The sequence below is a fragment of the Streptomyces sp. NPDC034085 genome, assembly GCF_055575555.1.
Window position 1 is genome coordinate 291,494 of the sequence record NZ_JBVISL010000006.1, and the last position, 16,079, is coordinate 307,572.

13 protein-coding genes are annotated in these 16,079 nt (G+C 71.2%); 10 read left to right on the forward strand and 3 right to left on the reverse strand.

Going from position 1 to position 16,079, the window contains the following annotated elements; all coding sequences use genetic code 11:
* The first annotated feature begins 22 nt into the window (after positions 1 to 22).
* The 6 genes from ruvB (at position 23) to ACZ501_RS22690 (ending at position 7,958) form a co-directional block, all read left to right on the forward strand.
* On the forward strand, positions 23 to 1,084 hold the full coding sequence (gene ruvB / locus ACZ501_RS22665) for a Holliday junction branch migration DNA helicase RuvB (RefSeq protein ID WP_468797570.1): 1,062 nt from the start codon (positions 23 to 25) through the stop codon (positions 1,082 to 1,084).
* A 164-nt stretch (positions 1,085 to 1,248) separates the two neighbouring features.
* Positions 1,249 to 1,704 carry a preprotein translocase subunit YajC gene (gene yajC / locus ACZ501_RS22670; RefSeq protein ID WP_468797572.1) on the forward strand — a complete coding sequence of 152 codons (456 nt, stop codon included), beginning with the start codon at positions 1,249 to 1,251 and terminating at the stop codon, positions 1,702 to 1,704.
* Between the two features lie 151 nt (positions 1,705 to 1,855).
* Complete coding sequence (gene secD, locus ACZ501_RS22675) at positions 1,856 to 3,655, forward strand: protein translocase subunit SecD (RefSeq protein ID WP_361610279.1); 1,800 nt, start codon at positions 1,856 to 1,858, stop codon at positions 3,653 to 3,655.
* Positions 3,656 to 3,658: 3 nt separating this feature from the next.
* Positions 3,659 to 4,717, forward strand: a complete 1,059-nt coding sequence (gene secF, locus ACZ501_RS22680; RefSeq protein ID WP_361610280.1) for a protein translocase subunit SecF — start codon at positions 3,659 to 3,661, stop codon at positions 4,715 to 4,717.
* A complete protein-coding gene (locus ACZ501_RS22685; RefSeq protein ID WP_361610282.1) occupies positions 4,714 to 5,268 on the forward strand; it encodes an adenine phosphoribosyltransferase in 555 nt (184 codons plus the stop codon). The genes secF and ACZ501_RS22685 overlap by 4 nt, the downstream gene beginning before the upstream one ends.
* Positions 5,269 to 5,534: 266 nt before the next feature.
* Entirely contained in the window at positions 5,535 to 7,958 is a 2,424-nt protein-coding gene (locus ACZ501_RS22690; RefSeq protein ID WP_361599730.1) for a RelA/SpoT family protein, read from the forward strand.
* Positions 7,959 to 8,033: 75 nt separating this feature from the next.
* Here ACZ501_RS22690 and ACZ501_RS22695 read toward each other — a convergent pair whose 3' ends face one another.
* From ACZ501_RS22695 to ACZ501_RS22705, 3 genes are all read right to left on the reverse strand, one after another.
* A complete protein-coding gene (locus ACZ501_RS22695; RefSeq protein ID WP_361599733.1) occupies positions 8,034 to 9,284 on the reverse strand; it encodes a hypothetical protein in 1,251 nt (416 codons plus the stop codon).
* Positions 9,285 to 9,535: 251 nt separating this feature from the next.
* Positions 9,536 to 10,765 carry a DUF349 domain-containing protein gene (locus tag ACZ501_RS22700; RefSeq protein ID WP_361599736.1) on the reverse strand — a complete coding sequence of 410 codons (1,230 nt, stop codon included), beginning with the start codon at positions 10,763 to 10,765 and terminating at the stop codon, positions 9,536 to 9,538.
* Positions 10,766 to 10,955: 190 nt separating this feature from the next.
* Positions 10,956 to 11,738, reverse strand: coding sequence for a peptidylprolyl isomerase (locus tag ACZ501_RS22705; protein WP_361599739.1), 783 nt, complete (start codon positions 11,736 to 11,738; stop codon positions 10,956 to 10,958).
* 152 nt (positions 11,739 to 11,890) lie between these two features.
* Here ACZ501_RS22705 and ACZ501_RS22710 point away from each other — a divergent pair, with 152 nt between their 5' ends.
* The 4 genes from ACZ501_RS22710 (at position 11,891) to ACZ501_RS22725 (ending at position 16,057) form a co-directional block, all read left to right on the forward strand.
* Positions 11,891 to 12,601: an MBL fold metallo-hydrolase gene (locus tag ACZ501_RS22710; RefSeq protein WP_361599742.1), complete on the forward strand. Its 711-nt coding sequence runs from the start codon at positions 11,891 to 11,893 to the stop codon at positions 12,599 to 12,601.
* Between the two features lie 10 nt (positions 12,602 to 12,611).
* Positions 12,612 to 13,871: a histidine--tRNA ligase gene (gene hisS, locus ACZ501_RS22715; RefSeq protein WP_361599745.1), complete on the forward strand. Its 1,260-nt coding sequence runs from the start codon at positions 12,612 to 12,614 to the stop codon at positions 13,869 to 13,871.
* Positions 13,872 to 14,046: 175 nt separating this feature from the next.
* Entirely contained in the window at positions 14,047 to 14,661 is a 615-nt protein-coding gene (locus ACZ501_RS22720; RefSeq protein WP_362463005.1) for a vitamin K epoxide reductase family protein, read from the forward strand.
* 40 nt (positions 14,662 to 14,701) lie between these two features.
* On the forward strand, positions 14,702 to 16,057 hold the full coding sequence (locus ACZ501_RS22725) for a replication-associated recombination protein A (protein WP_361599751.1): 1,356 nt from the start codon (positions 14,702 to 14,704) through the stop codon (positions 16,055 to 16,057).
* Positions 16,058 to 16,079: the final 22 nt, after the last annotated feature.

Genomic DNA, 16,079 nt, shown 5'->3' on the forward strand with positions numbered 1-16,079 from the left:
CGTAGAAGGCAGACTGAGCACCGTGAACTGGGATGACGAGAGCGACGACCGGATCGTGGCCGCGGCTGCCGACGGGGAGGACACCGCCGTCGAGGCGGCGCTGCGGCCCAAGGACCTCGGCGAGTTCATCGGCCAGGAGAAGGTCCGCCAGCAGTTGGACCTCGTGCTGAAGGCCGCCCGCCAGCGCGGTGCCACCGCCGACCACGTGCTGCTGTCCGGCGCCCCCGGCCTCGGCAAGACCACCCTCTCCATGATCATCGCAGCGGAGATGGGCGCGCCCATCCGGATCACCTCCGGCCCCGCCATCCAGCACGCCGGCGACCTCGCCGCGATCCTGTCCTCCCTCCAGGAGGGCGAGGTCCTCTTCCTCGACGAGATCCACCGCATGTCCCGGCCCGCCGAGGAGATGCTGTACATGGCCATGGAGGACTTCCGCGTCGACGTGATCGTCGGCAAGGGGCCGGGAGCCACCGCCATCCCGCTGGAGCTGCCGCCCTTCACCCTCGTCGGCGCCACCACCCGCGCCGGCCTGCTGCCCCCGCCCCTGCGGGACCGCTTCGGCTTCACCGGGCACATGGAGTTCTACGCCCCCGAGGAACTGGAGCGCGTGGTCCACCGCTCCGCCCGCCTCCTCGACGTCGAGATCGACACCGCCGGCGCCGCCGAGATCGCCGGCCGCTCCCGCGGCACCCCCCGCATCGCCAACCGGCTCCTGCGCCGCGTACGCGACTACGCGCAGGTGCGGGCCGACGGGGTGATCACCCGTGAGGTGGCCGGCACCGCCCTCCAGGTGTACGAGGTGGACGCGCGCGGGCTGGACCGGCTGGACCGGGCCGTGCTGGAGGCCCTGCTCAAGCTGTTCGGCGGCGGGCCCGTCGGGCTGTCGACCCTCGCCGTCGCCGTGGGCGAGGAGCGGGAGACCGTAGAGGAGGTGGCCGAGCCCTTCCTGGTACGGGAGGGCCTGCTCGCCCGTACCCCCCGCGGGCGGGTCGCGACCCCCGCCGCCTGGGCCCACCTGGGCCTCGTCCCGCCCCAGCAGGGCGGCAGCGGATCAAGCGGACAACAGGGCCTCTTCGGGGGCTGACGGCGCGGAGGTTAGACCGGTCAGGAACTGCGGTGCCATGCTGGGCGTTGTTCCATCGGTGCGGACTCGCCTAGACTCCGCCGATGCCGACCCTTCGGGCCGGCGTGCCCACCCCCGTAGAAATGGCCGCTCCCCGGCGCGGCCGTGCGAAGGATCCTCGTCCCGTGAACAACATCAGCTTCTTGCTCCCGTTCATCGTGCTCATCGGGGCGATGTTCCTGATGACCCGGTCCGCCAAGAAGAAGCAGGCCCAGGCCGCTCAGATGCGCGACCAGATGACGACCGGCACCGGCGTCCGCACCATCGGCGGCATGTACGCCACGGTGAAGGAGATCGGCGAGGACACCGTCACCCTCGAGGTGGCTCCGGGTGTCCACGCGGTTTACGCGAAGAACGCCATCGGCGCCGTCCTGGAGGACTCCGAGTACAACCGGATCGTCCACGGCTTCTCCGAGACCCCCGAGGACACCCCGGTCGTCCCGGACGACGCCTCCTCGCTCACCGGTGGCGACGCCCCGAAGACGGACGAGGCCCCCAAGCTCGACCTGGGCAAGAAGGACGAGCCCAAGGACGGCGAGCCGAAGGACGGCAAGACCGACGGCGAGCCCGGCACCAAGTAGCGTCAGCTCGGGGGCCGCGGTGGTGTCCGACCGGCATCCGCCGCGGTTCCCGCAGTGAACTTCTGCGGGGGGCAGGGGTCCCCACCACACATTTCGTGGCCGTCCGCGCGCTGACCCGGCGCGGGACGGTTGGACAGGGAGAAACGACAAGGTGGCAGCACCGAAGAAGGGCCGGCGGCCCACGGGGGCTCAGGGGAGGCCGGGGCGCGCCCTGGCCTTCATCCTGATCGCGATGGTGGCGCTCACCGCGGGGATGTTCCTCACGAAGCAGACGACGCCCCGTCTGGGCATCGACCTCGCCGGCGGTACGAGCATCACGCTCAAGGCCAAGAGCGAGCCCGGCAAGCCGGACGCCGTCAACGAGACCAACATGAACACGGCGGTCGGCATCATCGAGCGCCGCGTCAACGGTCTCGGCGTCTCGGAGGCCGAGGTCCAGACCCAGGGCCGCGACCACATCATCGTGAACATCCCCAAGGGGACGAACGAGCAGCAGGCGCGCGAGCAGGTCGGCACCACCGCCCAGCTGTACTTCCGCCCCGTGCTGGCCTTCGCCGACGGCGCCCCCGCCGCTCCCGAGCCGAAGCCGAGCACGTCGCCGAGCCCCTCCGCGAGCGGTTCCGGCGCCCCCAAGGCCGAGGGCTCCAAGCCCTCCGCGTCGGCCACCCCGTCGTCCAGCGCCACTTCCCAGGGCCGTGTGCTCAGCGAGGCCCTCAAGGCCCCGGGCACCCCCACTCCCTCGCCCTCGGCGAGCGAGTCGAAGAAGGCAGACGACAGCAAGGCCACGCCCTCCGCCTCGGCCCCGGCCCCCGTTCCGACCCCGTCGACGGACCCGGCCGTAGCGGACCTCCAGGCGAAGTTCGCGGCTCTGGACTGCACCAAGGAGGACCAGCGGGCCGCCGCGGGCAAGGGCGCCAAGCCCGAGGACCCGATGATCGCCTGTGGCCGCCGCGGCGACGCCTGGGGCAAGTGGGTCCTCGGTCCGGCGCAGGTCAACGGCCAGGACGTCAAGGACGCCCAGGGCGTCATCGACCAGCAGCGCGGTCAGTGGATCGTCACCATGCAGTTCACCGACAAGGGCGCCGACAAGTTCGCCAAGATCACCGGTGAGCTGGCCACCAAGCAGTCCCCGCAGAACCAGTTCGCGATCGTGCTCGACGGCGAGGTCATCTCCGACCCGTCCGTCGGCCAGGCGCTGACCGGCGGCAACGCCGAGATCTCCGGCGGCTTCACCCAGCAGTCCGCGCAGGACCTGGGCAACATGCTCTCGTACGGCGCCCTGCCGCTGTCCTTCCAGGAGGACAGCGTCACCACCGTCACCGCCGCCCTCGGCGGCGAGCAGCTGAAGGCCGGCCTCATCGCCGGCGCCATCGGCCTCGCCCTCGTGGTGATCTACCTGCTCGTGTACTACCGCGGTCTGGCCTTCATCGCCATCGTCAGCCTGATGGTGTCCGCGATCCTCACGTACACGATCATGGCGCTGCTGGGCAAGGGCATCGGCTTCGCCCTGAACCTGCCGGCCGTCTGCGGCGCGATCGTCGCGATCGGCATCACGGCCGACTCGTTCATCGTGTACTTCGAGCGCATCCGGGACGAGATCCGCGAGGGCCGCACCCTGCGTCCGGCCGTCGAGCGCGCCTGGCCGCGGGCCCGGCGCACCATCCTGGTCTCCGACTTCGTGTCGTTCCTCGCCGCCGCGGTGCTCTTCATCGTCACCGTGGGCAAGGTCCAGGGCTTCGCCTTCACGCTGGGTCTGACCACCCTGCTCGACGTGGTCGTGGTGTTCCTCTTCACCAAGCCCGTCATGACCCTGCTGGCCCGTACGACGTTCTTCTCGAGCGGGCACCCGTGGTCCGGGCTCGACCCCAAGCGGCTCGGCGTCAAGCCGCCGCTGCGCCGGTCCCGCCGCGGCGCGTCCGTCCCCGCCCCCGTCGACGCAAAGGAGGCGTGAGAGATGTCGAAGCTGGGAGATCTCGGCGCCAGGCTGTACCGCGGTGAGGTCGGCTACGACTTCGTCGGCAAGCGCTTTCTCTGGTACGGCGTTTCCATCCTGATCACCATCACGGCGATCGTGGCCCTGGCCGTCCAAGGCCTCAACATGGGCATCGAGTTCAAGGGCGGCGCCGTCTTCACCACCCCGAAGACGTCGGTCTCCGTCGCCAAGGCGACCGAGGACGCGGAGAAGGCCTCCGGGCACGACGCGATCGTCCAGGAGCTCGGCACCGGCGGCCTGCGCATCCAGATCTCCGGTCTGGACACCGACTCCGCTGCCTCCGTGAAGAAGCAGCTCGGCGCCGACCTCAAGGTCGACGCGGCCCAGATCAACGCGGACCTGGTCGGCCCCAGCTGGGGCGAGCAGATCGCGAACAAGGCCTGGACCGGCCTCGGCGTCTTCATGGTCCTCGTGGTGATCTACCTCGCCATCGCCTTCGAGTGGCGGATGGCGGTCGCCGCGCTGATCGCGCTGATCCACGACCTCACCATCACCGTCGGCGTGTACGCCCTGGTCGGCTTCGAGGTCACCCCGGGCACCGTGATCGGTCTGCTCACCATCCTCGGTTACTCCCTCTACGACACCGTCGTCGTCTTCGACGGTCTCAAGGAGGGCTCGAAGGACATCACGAAGCAGACCCGCTACACCTTCAGTGAGATCGCCAACCGCAGCATCAACGGCACGCTGGTCCGCTCGATCAACACGACGGTCGTCGCGCTGCTCCCGGTCGCGGGCCTGCTGTTCATCGGCGGCGGCTTCCTGGGCGCCGGCATGCTCAACGACATCTCGCTGTCGCTGTTCGTCGGCCTCGCGGCCGGCGCGTACTCCTCGATCTTCATCGCGACCCCGCTGGTCGTGGACCTGAAGGAGCGGGAGCCGGCGATGAAGGCGCTGACCAAGCGGGTGCTCGCCAAGCGCGCGGCCGCGGCCGCCAAGGGCGAGGGCGCCGACTCGGACGCCGAGGCGGACGAGACCCCGCAGGTCGTGGCCCAGGGCGGCCAGGGGAGGCGGCGCCGGTGACCACGGCCTCTTCCGCCGAGCTCCGCGAGCTGCTGCTCAGCCGGATCACCGACGTCCCGGACTATCCGAAGGCGGGGGTGGTGTTCAAGGACATCACCCCGCTGCTCGCCGACCCGAAGGCCTTCGCCGCGCTGACCGAGGCCCTGGTCGAGCTGGCCGTCCGGTACGGCGCCACGAAGATCGTCGGCCTGGAGGCGCGGGGGTTCATCCTCGCGGCCCCGGTCGCGGTCCAGGCGGGCCTCGGCTTCGTCCCCGTGCGCAAGGCCGGCAAGCTGCCGGGCGCCACGCTCGCGCAGGCGTACGAGCTGGAGTACGGCACCGCCGAGATCGAGGTCCACGCGGAGGACCTGTCGGCCGGTGACCGGGTCATGGTCATCGACGACGTCCTGGCCACCGGCGGCACCGCCGAGGCCTCGCTGGAGCTGATCCGGCGGGCCGGCGCCGAGGTCGCCGGGGTGGCGGTCCTGATGGAGCTGTCGTTCCTCCCGGGGCGGGCCAAGCTGGCCGCCGCGCTGGCGGGGGCCCCGCTGGATTCGCTGATCGTCGTCTGACCTGCTCTGCCGGAGCGGCGGGTTCCCGGGATGCCCGGGGGCCCGCCGCTTTCGTGTGGGTGCGGCGGCGCTTGCGCGGGCCCTGCCCCCGCCCCGCAGGGCGGCGGGCGCTGGGGGCGGGCCGGAGCCGGCCTGGGGGCGCGTCCCGGGGAGTGGCCGCGGCGAACGGGGCGGCGCAACCCTCGCTACCATGGTTTATCCGGACCTGACCGGGGCCCCGGATCCTCCCCCGGACTCCCTCCGGGGGGACCCCCAGAGGAGCGCTCTTGCCAGACGAGGTCCAGCCACTCTCCGCCGCACAGCCCGACCCGCAGGCCGAGCAGGCCGCGGCGGCCGCAGCCACGCCCCCGCCCGCCCCGCCGGTCAAGCCCGCGCCGGCCAGGCCGGCCGGGTCCTCCAACCGGGTGCGCGCCAGGCTGGCGCGTCTCGGCGTGCAGCGTTCCAACCCGTACAACCCGGTACTGGAACCCCTGCTCCGCATAGTCCGCAGCAACGACCCGAAGATCGAAACGGCGACGCTGCGCCAGATCGAGCAGGCCTACCAGGTCGCCGAACGCTGGCACCGCGGCCAGAAGCGCAAGAGCGGCGACCCGTACATCACCCACCCGCTCGCGGTGACCACCATCCTCGCCGAGCTGGGGATGGACCCGGCCACCCTGATGGCGGGCCTGCTGCACGACACCGTCGAGGACACCGAGTACGGCCTGGACCAGCTCCGCCGCGACTTCGGCGACGCCGTCGCCCTCCTCGTCGACGGCGTCACCAAGCTCGACCGGGTCAAGTTCGGCGAGGCCGCCCAGGCCGAGACCGTCCGCAAGATGGTCGTCGCCATGGCCAAGGACCCCCGGGTCCTCGTCATCAAGCTCGCCGACCGCCTGCACAACATGCGCACCATGCGCTACCTCAAGCGGGAGAAGCAGGAGAAGAAGGCCCGCGAGACCCTCGAGATCTACGCGCCGCTGGCCCACCGCCTCGGCATGAACACGATCAAGTGGGAGCTCGAGGACCTCGCCTTCGCGATCCTCTACCCCAAGATGTACGACGAGATCGTGCGGCTGGTCGCCGAGCGGGCGCCCAAGCGCGACGAGTACCTCGCCGTCGTCACGGACGAGGTGATGGTCGACCTGCGCGCGGCCCGGATCAAGGCCACCGTCACCGGCAGACCCAAGCACTACTACAGCGTCTACCAGAAGATGATCGTCCGCGGCCGTGACTTCGCGGAGATCTACGACCTGGTCGGCATCCGCGTCCTCGTGGACACCGTCCGCGACTGCTACGCCGCCCTCGGCACGGTGCACGCGCGCTGGAACCCGGTCCCCGGCCGGTTCAAGGACTACATCGCGATGCCCAAGTTCAACATGTACCAGTCGCTCCACACGACGGTCATCGGACCCAGCGGCAAGCCGGTCGAACTCCAGATCCGCACCTTCGACATGCACCGCCGCGCCGAGTACGGCATCGCCGCGCACTGGAAGTACAAGCAGCAGACCGTCGCCGGCGCCTCCAAGGTGCGCACCGACGTCCCGCAGGCCGCCAAGGGCAGCGCCGGCCAGGACACGGTCAACGACATGGCCTGGCTGCGCCAGTTGCTCGACTGGCAGAAGGAGACCGAGGACCCGGGCGAGTTCCTCGACTCGCTGCGCTTCGACCTCTCCCGCAACGAGGTCTTCGTCTTCACCCCCAAGGGCGACGTCATCGCGCTGCCCGCCGGCGCCACCCCCGTCGACTTCGCGTACGCCGTCCACACCGAGGTCGGCCACCGCACCATAGGGGCGCGGGTCAACGGCCGCCTCGTCCCGCTGGAGTCCACGCTCGACAACGGGGACCTGGTGGAGGTCTTCACCTCCAAGGCCGAGGGCGCGGGCCCCTCCCGCGACTGGCTGGGCTTCGTCAAGTCTCCCCGGGCCCGCAACAAGATCCGCGCCTGGTTCTCCAAGGAGCGCCGCGACGAGGCCATCGAGCACGGCAAGGACGCCATCGCCCGGGCCATGCGCAAGCAGAACCTGCCGATCCAGCGGATCCTGACGGGCGACTCCCTCGTCACGCTGGCGCACGAGATGCGCTACCCGGACATCTCCTCCCTGTACGCGGCGATCGGCGAGGGCCACGTGGCCGCGCAGGGCGTCGTACAGAAGCTGGTGCAGGCCCTCGGCGGCGAGGAGGCCGCCAACGAGGACATCGAGGAGAGCATCCCGCCGTCGCGCGCCCGTACCAAGCGGCGCGGCAACGCCGACCCCGGTGTGGTCGTCAAGGGCGTGGACGACGTGTGGGTGAAGCTGGCCCGCTGCTGCACCCCGGTGCCCGGCGACCCGATCATCGGCTTCGTCACCCGCGGCAGCGGCGTATCGGTTCACCGCGCCGACTGCGTCAACGTCGACTCCCTCTCCCAGCAGCCCGAGCGGATGCTGGAGGTGGAGTGGGCGCCGACCCAATCCTCCGTCTTCCTGGTCGCCATCCAGGTGGAGGCGCTGGACCGGTCCCGTCTGCTGTCGGACGTCACCCGGGTCCTGTCGGACCAGCACGTGAACATCCTCTCCGCGGCCGTGCAGACCTCCCGCGACCGGGTGGCGACCTCCCGGTTCACCTTCGAGATGGGCGACCCCAAGCACCTGGGCCACGTCCTGAAGGCCGTACGGGGCGTCGAGGGCGTCTACGACGTCTACCGCGTCACCTCGGCCCGCCGGCCGTAGCGCACCGCACCGCACACGACAGTGGGCGCCACCCCCGAGGGGTGGCGCCCACTGTCGTGCGACGTGCCGGGCGGGTCAGGGGCAGCCCCACCAGACGAAGTTGAGGTTGCCCCCGAAGAGCGCGGAGACGGCGGTGGCCGAACCGATGATCCACATCACGGTGCTCCTGCGGGCCCGCGCGAGGGCCAGCGCGAAGGGGAACAGCAGCGGGAACGCCGGCATGATGAAGCGCATCTTCGAGAAGTAGAAGCCCGCGCCGCCCAGCGCCATCAGCATGATCATGGCCGCGAAGATCCACACGACCATCGGGGGCCGGCGCCGACGCGTCATCAGCACGAACAGCACCACCGCCGTGACCACCGTCAGCGAGACCACCACGTGGTTGAGGGTGGTGTGGACCTCGGTGAAGGTCTTCTTCAGCTCGTTGACCGTGTCGAAGCCGCCGTCATAGACGGAACCCCACCGCCGCTGGAGCTCGAAGTAGCCGTCCCAGCGGCCGAAGTGCCAGCCCACGTAGCCGACGTACCCGAACCAGCCCAGCGGCGCGATCAGCGAGGCCGCCACGATCCGGCCCACGGCCGGCCGCTGCGCACGCCGCTTGCGGCGCCACTGCACGTACTCCCACACGCCCGCCAGCACCACGGCCGCGACGATGGCCGAGCCGGAGGGCCGGGTGGCGCCGGCGAAAAGGGCCAGCACACCGGCCGTCAGCCAGGACTTCGTCATCACCGCGTACATCGCCCACACCGACAGGGCGAGGAACAGCGGCTCGGTGTACGCCATCGACTGGACCAGCGCCGCCGGAACGATCGCGAACAGGGCGCAGGTGAAGAGCGCCACCCGGCGTCCGTAGATCTTGTCGGTGACGGCGAAGATGCCCCACGCGGCGATCACCGAGGCGAACAGCGCCAGCCCCATCGCCACCCAGTTCATGGGCAGGTGCGTGACGTACGAGGTGTACCGCACCAGCATGGGATAGACGGGGAAGAACGCCATCTGGCAGCTCGGCCCCGCGAAGGCGCAGGGCGAGGGGGTCGCCAGCGGAGTCGTCAGACCGTTCTCGGCGATGTGCAGGTAGTAGACGGCGTCCCAGCGCCCGCCCAGGATCTCCAGCGGCTGTACGCCCTTGCGCTGCGCCCAGACCGCCATGACGGCGAGCCCGGTGGCGCGCAGGGCCAGGTGGATCAGCAGCGCCTTCCGGGCCCGCTCGAGGTTGGCGAGTACGCGCCGTCCGAGGCCCCGGGGCCCCGACTCCTTCTTGCTGGTGATCGGCCGGGCAACAAGAAGTGAGTCGGGGACATCAGCGCGTATCTGGGTATGCGTCACATTCGATCCTGGTCGTCGCCCGGCAGAGGGCCGCCGAGGCGGCACCGTACAACGTTACACAGGTGTCAGGTGCGACCAGCGCGCACCCTGTGTCGAAGCCACGTGACGAACAGGCTCCACAAAAGGGGACGCGTTCGCGGCGTGGAGGAAGATCCGGTATGGGGGGCGCGCCACCCCGCGACGGCCGATGGGCACCACCGGACGGAACCGGTGGTGCCCATCGGCGGAGCAGGGCCCAGGGCCCCACGGCGTCAGCCGCCGAACTCCTCCAGGCCCTTCAGCGCCTGGTCCAGCAGGGCCTGCCGGCCCTCGAGCTCACGCGCCAGCTTGTCCGCCTTCGCGTTGTTGCCGGCCGCGCGCGCCGCGTCGACCTGCTCGCGCAGCTTGTCGACGGCCGCCTGGAGCTGTCCCGTCAGACCGGCCGCGCGGGCCCGCGCCTCCGGGTTCGTACGGCGCCACTCGCCCTCCTCGGCCTCCTGGATCGCCCGCTCAACGGCGTGCATCCGGCCCTCGACCTTGGGACGCGCGTCGCGCGGCACGTGGCCGATGGCCTCCCAGCGCTCGTTGATGGCACGGAACGCGGCGCGGGCCGCCTTCAGGTCCGTCACCGGGACGAGCTTCTCCGCCTCGACGGCCAGCTCCTCCTTCAGCTTCAGGTTCTCGACCTGCTCGGCGTCGCGCTCCGCGAAGACCTCGCCGCGCGCCGCGAAGAACACGTCCTGCGCACCGCGGAAACGGTTCCACAGGTCGTCCTCGGCCTCGCGCTGCGCCCGGCCCGCCGCCTTCCAGCTGTCCATCAGCTCGCGGTAGCGGGCGGCCGTCGGACCCCAGTCCGTCGACTTCGACAGCGACTCGGCCTCCGCGACCAGCTTCTCCTTGGCCTTGCGGGCCTCCTCGCGCTGGGCGTCCAGCGCGGCGAAGTGGGCCTTGCGGCGCTTGGAGAAGGCGGAGCGGGCGTGCGAGAAGCGGTGCCACAGCTCGTCGTCCGACTTGCGGTCGAGCCGGGGCAGACCCTTCCAGATGTCCACCAGCGCGCGCAGCCGCTCGCCGGCGCTGCGCCACTGGTCGCTCTGCGCCAGCTGCTCGGCCTCGGTGACCAGGGCGTCCTTGGCCGAACGGGCCTCGTCCGCCTGCTTGGCCTTCTGGACCTTGCGCTCCTCGCGCCGCGAGTCCACCGTCGCCACCAGCTTGTCGAGCCGGACGCGCAGCGCGTCGAGGTCCCCGACGGCGTGGTGCTCGTCCACCTGGGTCCGCAGGTGCTCGATGGCCGTCTGGGCGTCCTTGGCGGACAGATCGGTGGTCCGCACCCGCCGTTCGAGGAGGCCGATCTCGACCACCAGGCCCTCGTACTTGCGCTCGAAGTAGGCCAGGGCCTCCTCGGGGGTGCCCGCCTGCCACGAGCCGACGACCTGCTCGCCCTCGGAAGTACGCACGTACACGGTGCCGGTCTCGTCGACTCGGCCCCACGGGTCGCTGCTCACAGCGCCTCCTCCACCTGATGCCCGCCGAGGGGTTCAGCCCCCGGGCATCGTCCACAGTTTCCTGGGGCGGGCAGCGCCCGCCCTGCACAACGCCAACATAGGCGACCGCCGGGCCGGCTGTCCGCATCCCGCACGACGGAATATCGGTGCGGGGGAGGCGGGCCGGCCGGGCCCGGGGCCGCGTGACCCGTCAGTTCTTGGTGACGGCGCCCTTCTGGATGGTCACCGGGTTCTTCGGGGCCCCGTCCTGGGCTCCGTCGGAGGTCCCGGCCTTGGCCACCTCCTCCAGCACCTTCAGGCCCGCGGCGTCGATCCTGCCGAAGGGCGTGTAGGACGGGGCGAGGGGGCTGTCCTTGTAGACGAGGAAGAACTGGCTGCCGCCGGTGCCGGGCCGGCCGGTGTTCGCCATCGCCACGGTGCCGGCCGGGTAGATCACCTGGCCCTGCTCGTTCGGCTTGCCCAGGGCGTCCAGGTTCTCGTCCGGGACGTTGTAGCCGGGCCCGCCCATGCCCGTGCCCTCCGGGTCGCCGCACTGGAGGACGAAGATCCCGCCCGTCACCAGGCGGTGGCACTTGGTGCCGTCGAAGAAGCCCTTGTCGGCGAGCGACTTGAACGAGTTCACCGTCTGCGGGGTCTTCGCGGCGTCCATCTCGAACTTCACGTCGCCCGCGCTGGTCTTCAGGTCGAAGGTGTACTTCGCCTTGTCGTCGATCGCCATCGCGGGGGAGGGGGACTTCTTCGGCGCCGGCGCCGACGGGCTCGCCGACGGGTCCGCCGCCGCGTCCTTCGTGTCCTCGCCGTCGAACACGCCGCCCGCGACGAGGCCGACCAGCGTGGCGACCACGACGGCCGCCGCCGCGCCGATGACCGCCATGCGCTGCCGCGACTTGCGGCGGGCCTCCGCGCGGCGCTTCTGCTGGCGCTCGAACTTCTCCCTGGCGAGCTGTCGCCGACGCTGATCGCTCGTGACCACCGGGTCGTCTCCTTGTGCGTCTCTGGTACCGCTGTCCGGGCTGGGTTAGGCCGTACCGTATATGGGTTCGCTGTGTGATGAGGGGCGCCGGTAGGCTCTGAGCAGCAGATTCCGATCCGCTGCCTCCCGCCGGACGACGATTGAGGACGAACGTGCTGATTGCCGGATTCCCCGCCGGGGCCTGGGGCACCAACTGCTACCTGGTCGCCCCCGCCGCCGGTGAGGAGTGCGTCATCATCGACCCGGGCCACCAGGCCGCCCAGGGCGTCGAGGAAACGCTGAAGAAGCACCGTCTCAAGCCCGTCGCGGTCGTCCTCACCCACGGCCACATCGATCATGTGGCCTCGGTGGTCCCGGTGTGCGGAGCACACGACGTACCGGCCTGGATCCACCCCGAGGACCGCTACATGATGAGCGACCCGGAGAAGGCGCTCGGCCGCTCCATCGGGATGCCGCTCATGGGGGAGCTGACCGTGGGCGAGCCGGACGACGTCCGCGAGCTGTCCGACGGCAGCAGCCTCAAGCTGGCCGGGATGGAGTTCTCGGTGGCGCACGCGCCCGGGCATACCAAGGGGTCGGTGACCTTCCGGATGCCCGAGCAGGCGGAGGTCCCGCCGGTCTTCTTCTCGGGTGACCTGCTCTTCGCCGGCTCCATCGGACGCACCGACCTGCCCGGCGGCTCCCACGCCGAGATGCTCCAGTCGCTGGCCCGCGTGTGCCTGCCGCTGGAGGACTCGACGGTGGTGCTGTCCGGCCACGGTCCCCAGACCACCATCGGCCGCGAGCGAGCGACCAACCCGTACTTGCGGGAAGTCGCTGCCGGCCTGGGGGACGGCACCGCCGCCCCACGACGAGGAATGTGACGAGAGTTTCGTGGCTACTTTTCAGGCCCCCAAGGGCACGTACGACCTGATCCCGCCGGTCTCCGTGAAGTACCTGGCGGTGCGCGAGGCCATCTCCGCGCCCCTGCGCAACTCCGGCTACGGCTACATCGAGACCCCCGGCTTCGAGGACGTCGGCCTCTTCGCCCGCGGCGTCGGCGAGTCCACCGACATCGTCTCCAAGGAGATGTACGCCTTCGAGACCAAGGGCGGCGACCAGCTCGCCCTGCGCCCGGAGGGCACCGCCTCCGTCCTGCGCGCCGCGCTGGAGGCCAGCCTGCACAAGAAGGGCAACCTGCCGGTCAAGCTCTGGTACTCGGGCTCGTACTACCGCTACGAGAAGCCGCAGAAGGGCCGCTACCGCCACTTCTCGCAGGTCGGTGCCGAGGCCATCGGCGCCGAGGACCCGGCGCTGGACGCCGAGCTGATCATCCTGGCCGACCAGGCGTACCGCTCGCTGGGCCTGCGGAACTTCCGCATCCTGCTGAACTCGCTCGGCGACAAGGAGTGCCGCCCCGTGTACCGGGAGGCGCTCCAGACCTTCCTGCGCGGCCTCGACCTCGACGAGGAGACCGTCCGCCGGGCCGAGATCAACCCGCTGCGCGTCCTCGACGACAAGCGGCCCGAGGTGCAGAAGCAGCTGGTGGGCGCGCCCGTGCTGCGCGACTACCTCTGCGACGCGTGCAAGGCGTACCACGAGGAGGTCCGGGCCCTGGTCACGGCCGCCGGCGTCGCCTTCGAGGACGACGAGAAGCTCGTGCGCGGCCTCGACTACTACACCCGCACCACCTTCGAGTTCGTCCACGACGGCCTGGGCTCGCAGTCCGCGGTCGGCGGCGGCGGCCGCTACGACGGCCTGTCCGAGATGATCGGCGGACCGGCGCTGCCGTCGGTCGGCTGGGCGCTCGGCGTGGACCGCACCGTCCTCGCCCTGGAGGCGGAGGGAGTGGAGCTGGACATCCCGGCCTCGACGGCGGTGTTCGCGGTCGCGCTGGGCGCGGCCAAGCCGGCCGTCTTCGCCCTGGTGACCGAGCTGCGCAAGGCCGGGGTCGCGGCCGACATGTCCTACGGTGGAAAGGGCCTCAAGGGCGCCATGAAGGACGCCAACCGCAGCGGCGCGCGCTTCGCGATCGTCGCGGGCGACCGCGACCTCGCCGAGGGCGTCGTCCAGCTCAAGGACATGGAGTCCGGCGAGCAGGCCGCCGTGCCGGTCGCCGACGTGGTCGCCCAGGTCCGGGCCCGTCTGGCCTGACGTACGCGTCCGCCCGGGGCGGGGCGGGGGACGTCCTCCCCCGCCCCGCCCCGGGCCGTTTTCCGAGGGGGCGCCCCGCCCGTCCTTATCCCCGCCGAACGGAAGGCGCAGGCCCCCGTACGGCACAATGGCCCCTGCTTGATGACCTTGCGGACGCGGAGCGGGCGGGATCGGGATGACGACAACAGGCGCGGGCGCGGACACCGCCCGGCGGACCTTCGGCGGGAGCCGGGCACTGGCCCTGCTGCTGGTCATCACGGGAGCGGCGGGCCTGCTGGCCGCCTGGGTGATCACCATCGACAAGTTCAAGCTGCTCGAGGACCCGAACTTCACGCCGGGCTGCAGCCTGAACCCGATCGTCTCCTGCGGCAACATCATGAAGAGCGAGCAGGCGGCCGTCTTCGGCTTCCCGAACCCGATGCTGGGCCTGGTCGCCTACGGGATCGTGGTCTGCGTCGGCATGAGCCTGCTGGCCGGCGCCCGCTTCGGCCGCTGGTACTGGCTGACCCTGAACGCCGGCACCCTGTTCGGCGTCGGCTTCTGCACCTGGCTGATGTACCAGTCGCTGTACAACATCAACTCGCTGTGCCTGTGGTGCTGCCTGGCCTGGGTCGCCACCATCCTGATGTTCTGGTACGTCACCTCGCACAACGTCCGCCAGGGCCTGCTGCCCGCCCCCGGCCCGCTGCGCGGCTTCCTGGACGAGTTCACCTGGGTCCTGCCCGTCCTGCACGTCGGGATCATCGGCATGCTGATCCTGACCCGCTGGTGGGACTTCTGGACCTCCTGAGCCCCGCCGCTCTGTCAGTGGCCTCGCATAGGCTTCCGGTGTGGAACCAGATCTCTTCACCGCCGCCGCCGAGGACCGCCGGGAGAAGGACCCCGCGAGTTCCCCGCTCGCCGTCCGCATGCGCCCGCGCAACCTGGACGAGGTCGTCGGCCAGCAGCACCTGCTGAAGCCGGGCTCGCCGCTGCGCCGGCTGGTGGGGGAGGGCGCCGGGGGACCGGCCGGGGCCTCGTCGGTGATCCTGTGGGGGCCGCCCGGCATCGGCAAGACCACCCTCGCCTACGTCGTCAGCCAGGCCACCCAGAAGCGGTTCGTCGAGCTGTCGGCGATCACCGCGGGCGTCAAGGAGGTCCGGGCCGTCATCGAGGGCGCCAAGCGCGCCGCCGGCGGCTACGGCAAGGAGACCGTCCTCTTCCTCGACGAGATCCACCGCTTCAGCAAGGCGCAGCAGGACTCGCTGCTGCCCGCCGTGGAGAACCGCTGGGTCACCCTGATCGCGGCTACCACGGAGAACCCGTACTTCTCGATCATCTCCCCGCTGCTGTCGCGCTCGCTCCTCCTCACCCTGGAGCCGCTGACCGACGAGGACCTGAGCGCGCTGTTGCGGCGCGCGCTGACGGAGGAGCGCGGGCTGGGCGGGGCGGTGGCCCTGCCGGCCGACGCCGAGGCGCACCTGCTGCGCATCGCCGGCGGCGACGCCCGCCGGGCGCTGACCGCGCTGGAGGCGGGGGCCGGTGCGGCCATCGCCAAGGGCGAGGAGGAGATCACCCTCCAGACGCTGGAGGAGGCGGTCGACCGGGCGGCGGTCCGCTACGACCGGGACGGCGACCAGCACTACGACGTGGCGAGCGCCCTGATCAAGTCGATCAGGGGTTCGGACGTGGACGCCGCCCTGCACTACCTGGCCCGGATGATCGAGGCGGGGGAGGACCCGCGGTTCATCGCGCGGCGCCTGATGATCTCCGCGAGCGAGGACATCGGTCTGGCGGACCCGACGGCCCTGCCGCTGGCGGTCGCGGCCGCCCAGGCGGTGGCGATGATCGGCTTCCCGGAAGCCGCCCTGACCCTGTCGCACGCCACCATCGCGCTGGCGCTCGCCCCCAAGTCGAACACCGCGACGACCGCGATCGGCGCCGCGCTGGCCGACGTCCGCGCCGGGCTGGCCGGGGCCGTGCCCGCGCACCTGCGGGACGGGCACTACAAGGGCGCGGCGAAGCTGGGGCACGCGGTCGGCTACGTCTACCCGCACGACGTGCCGGGCGGGATCGCGGCGCAGCAGTACGCCCCGGACGAGATCCACGGCAAGCGGTACTACGAGCCGACGCGCTACGGCGCCGAGGCGCGCTACGCGGACGTGGTCGACAAGGTGCGCGAACGCCTGCGCGGCGGCGGCTCCTGAGACCTCGGCAGCGCCGGGTTCC

Coding starts and splice junctions, on each gene's coding strand:
- secF (WP_361610280.1), top strand. CDS start 3,659: ATGTCGAAGCTGGGAGATCTCGGCGCCAGGCTGTACCGCGGTGAGGTC.
- ACZ501_RS22720 (WP_362463005.1), top strand. CDS start 14,047: ATGACGACAACAGGCGCGGGCGCGGACACCGCCCGGCGGACCTTCGGC.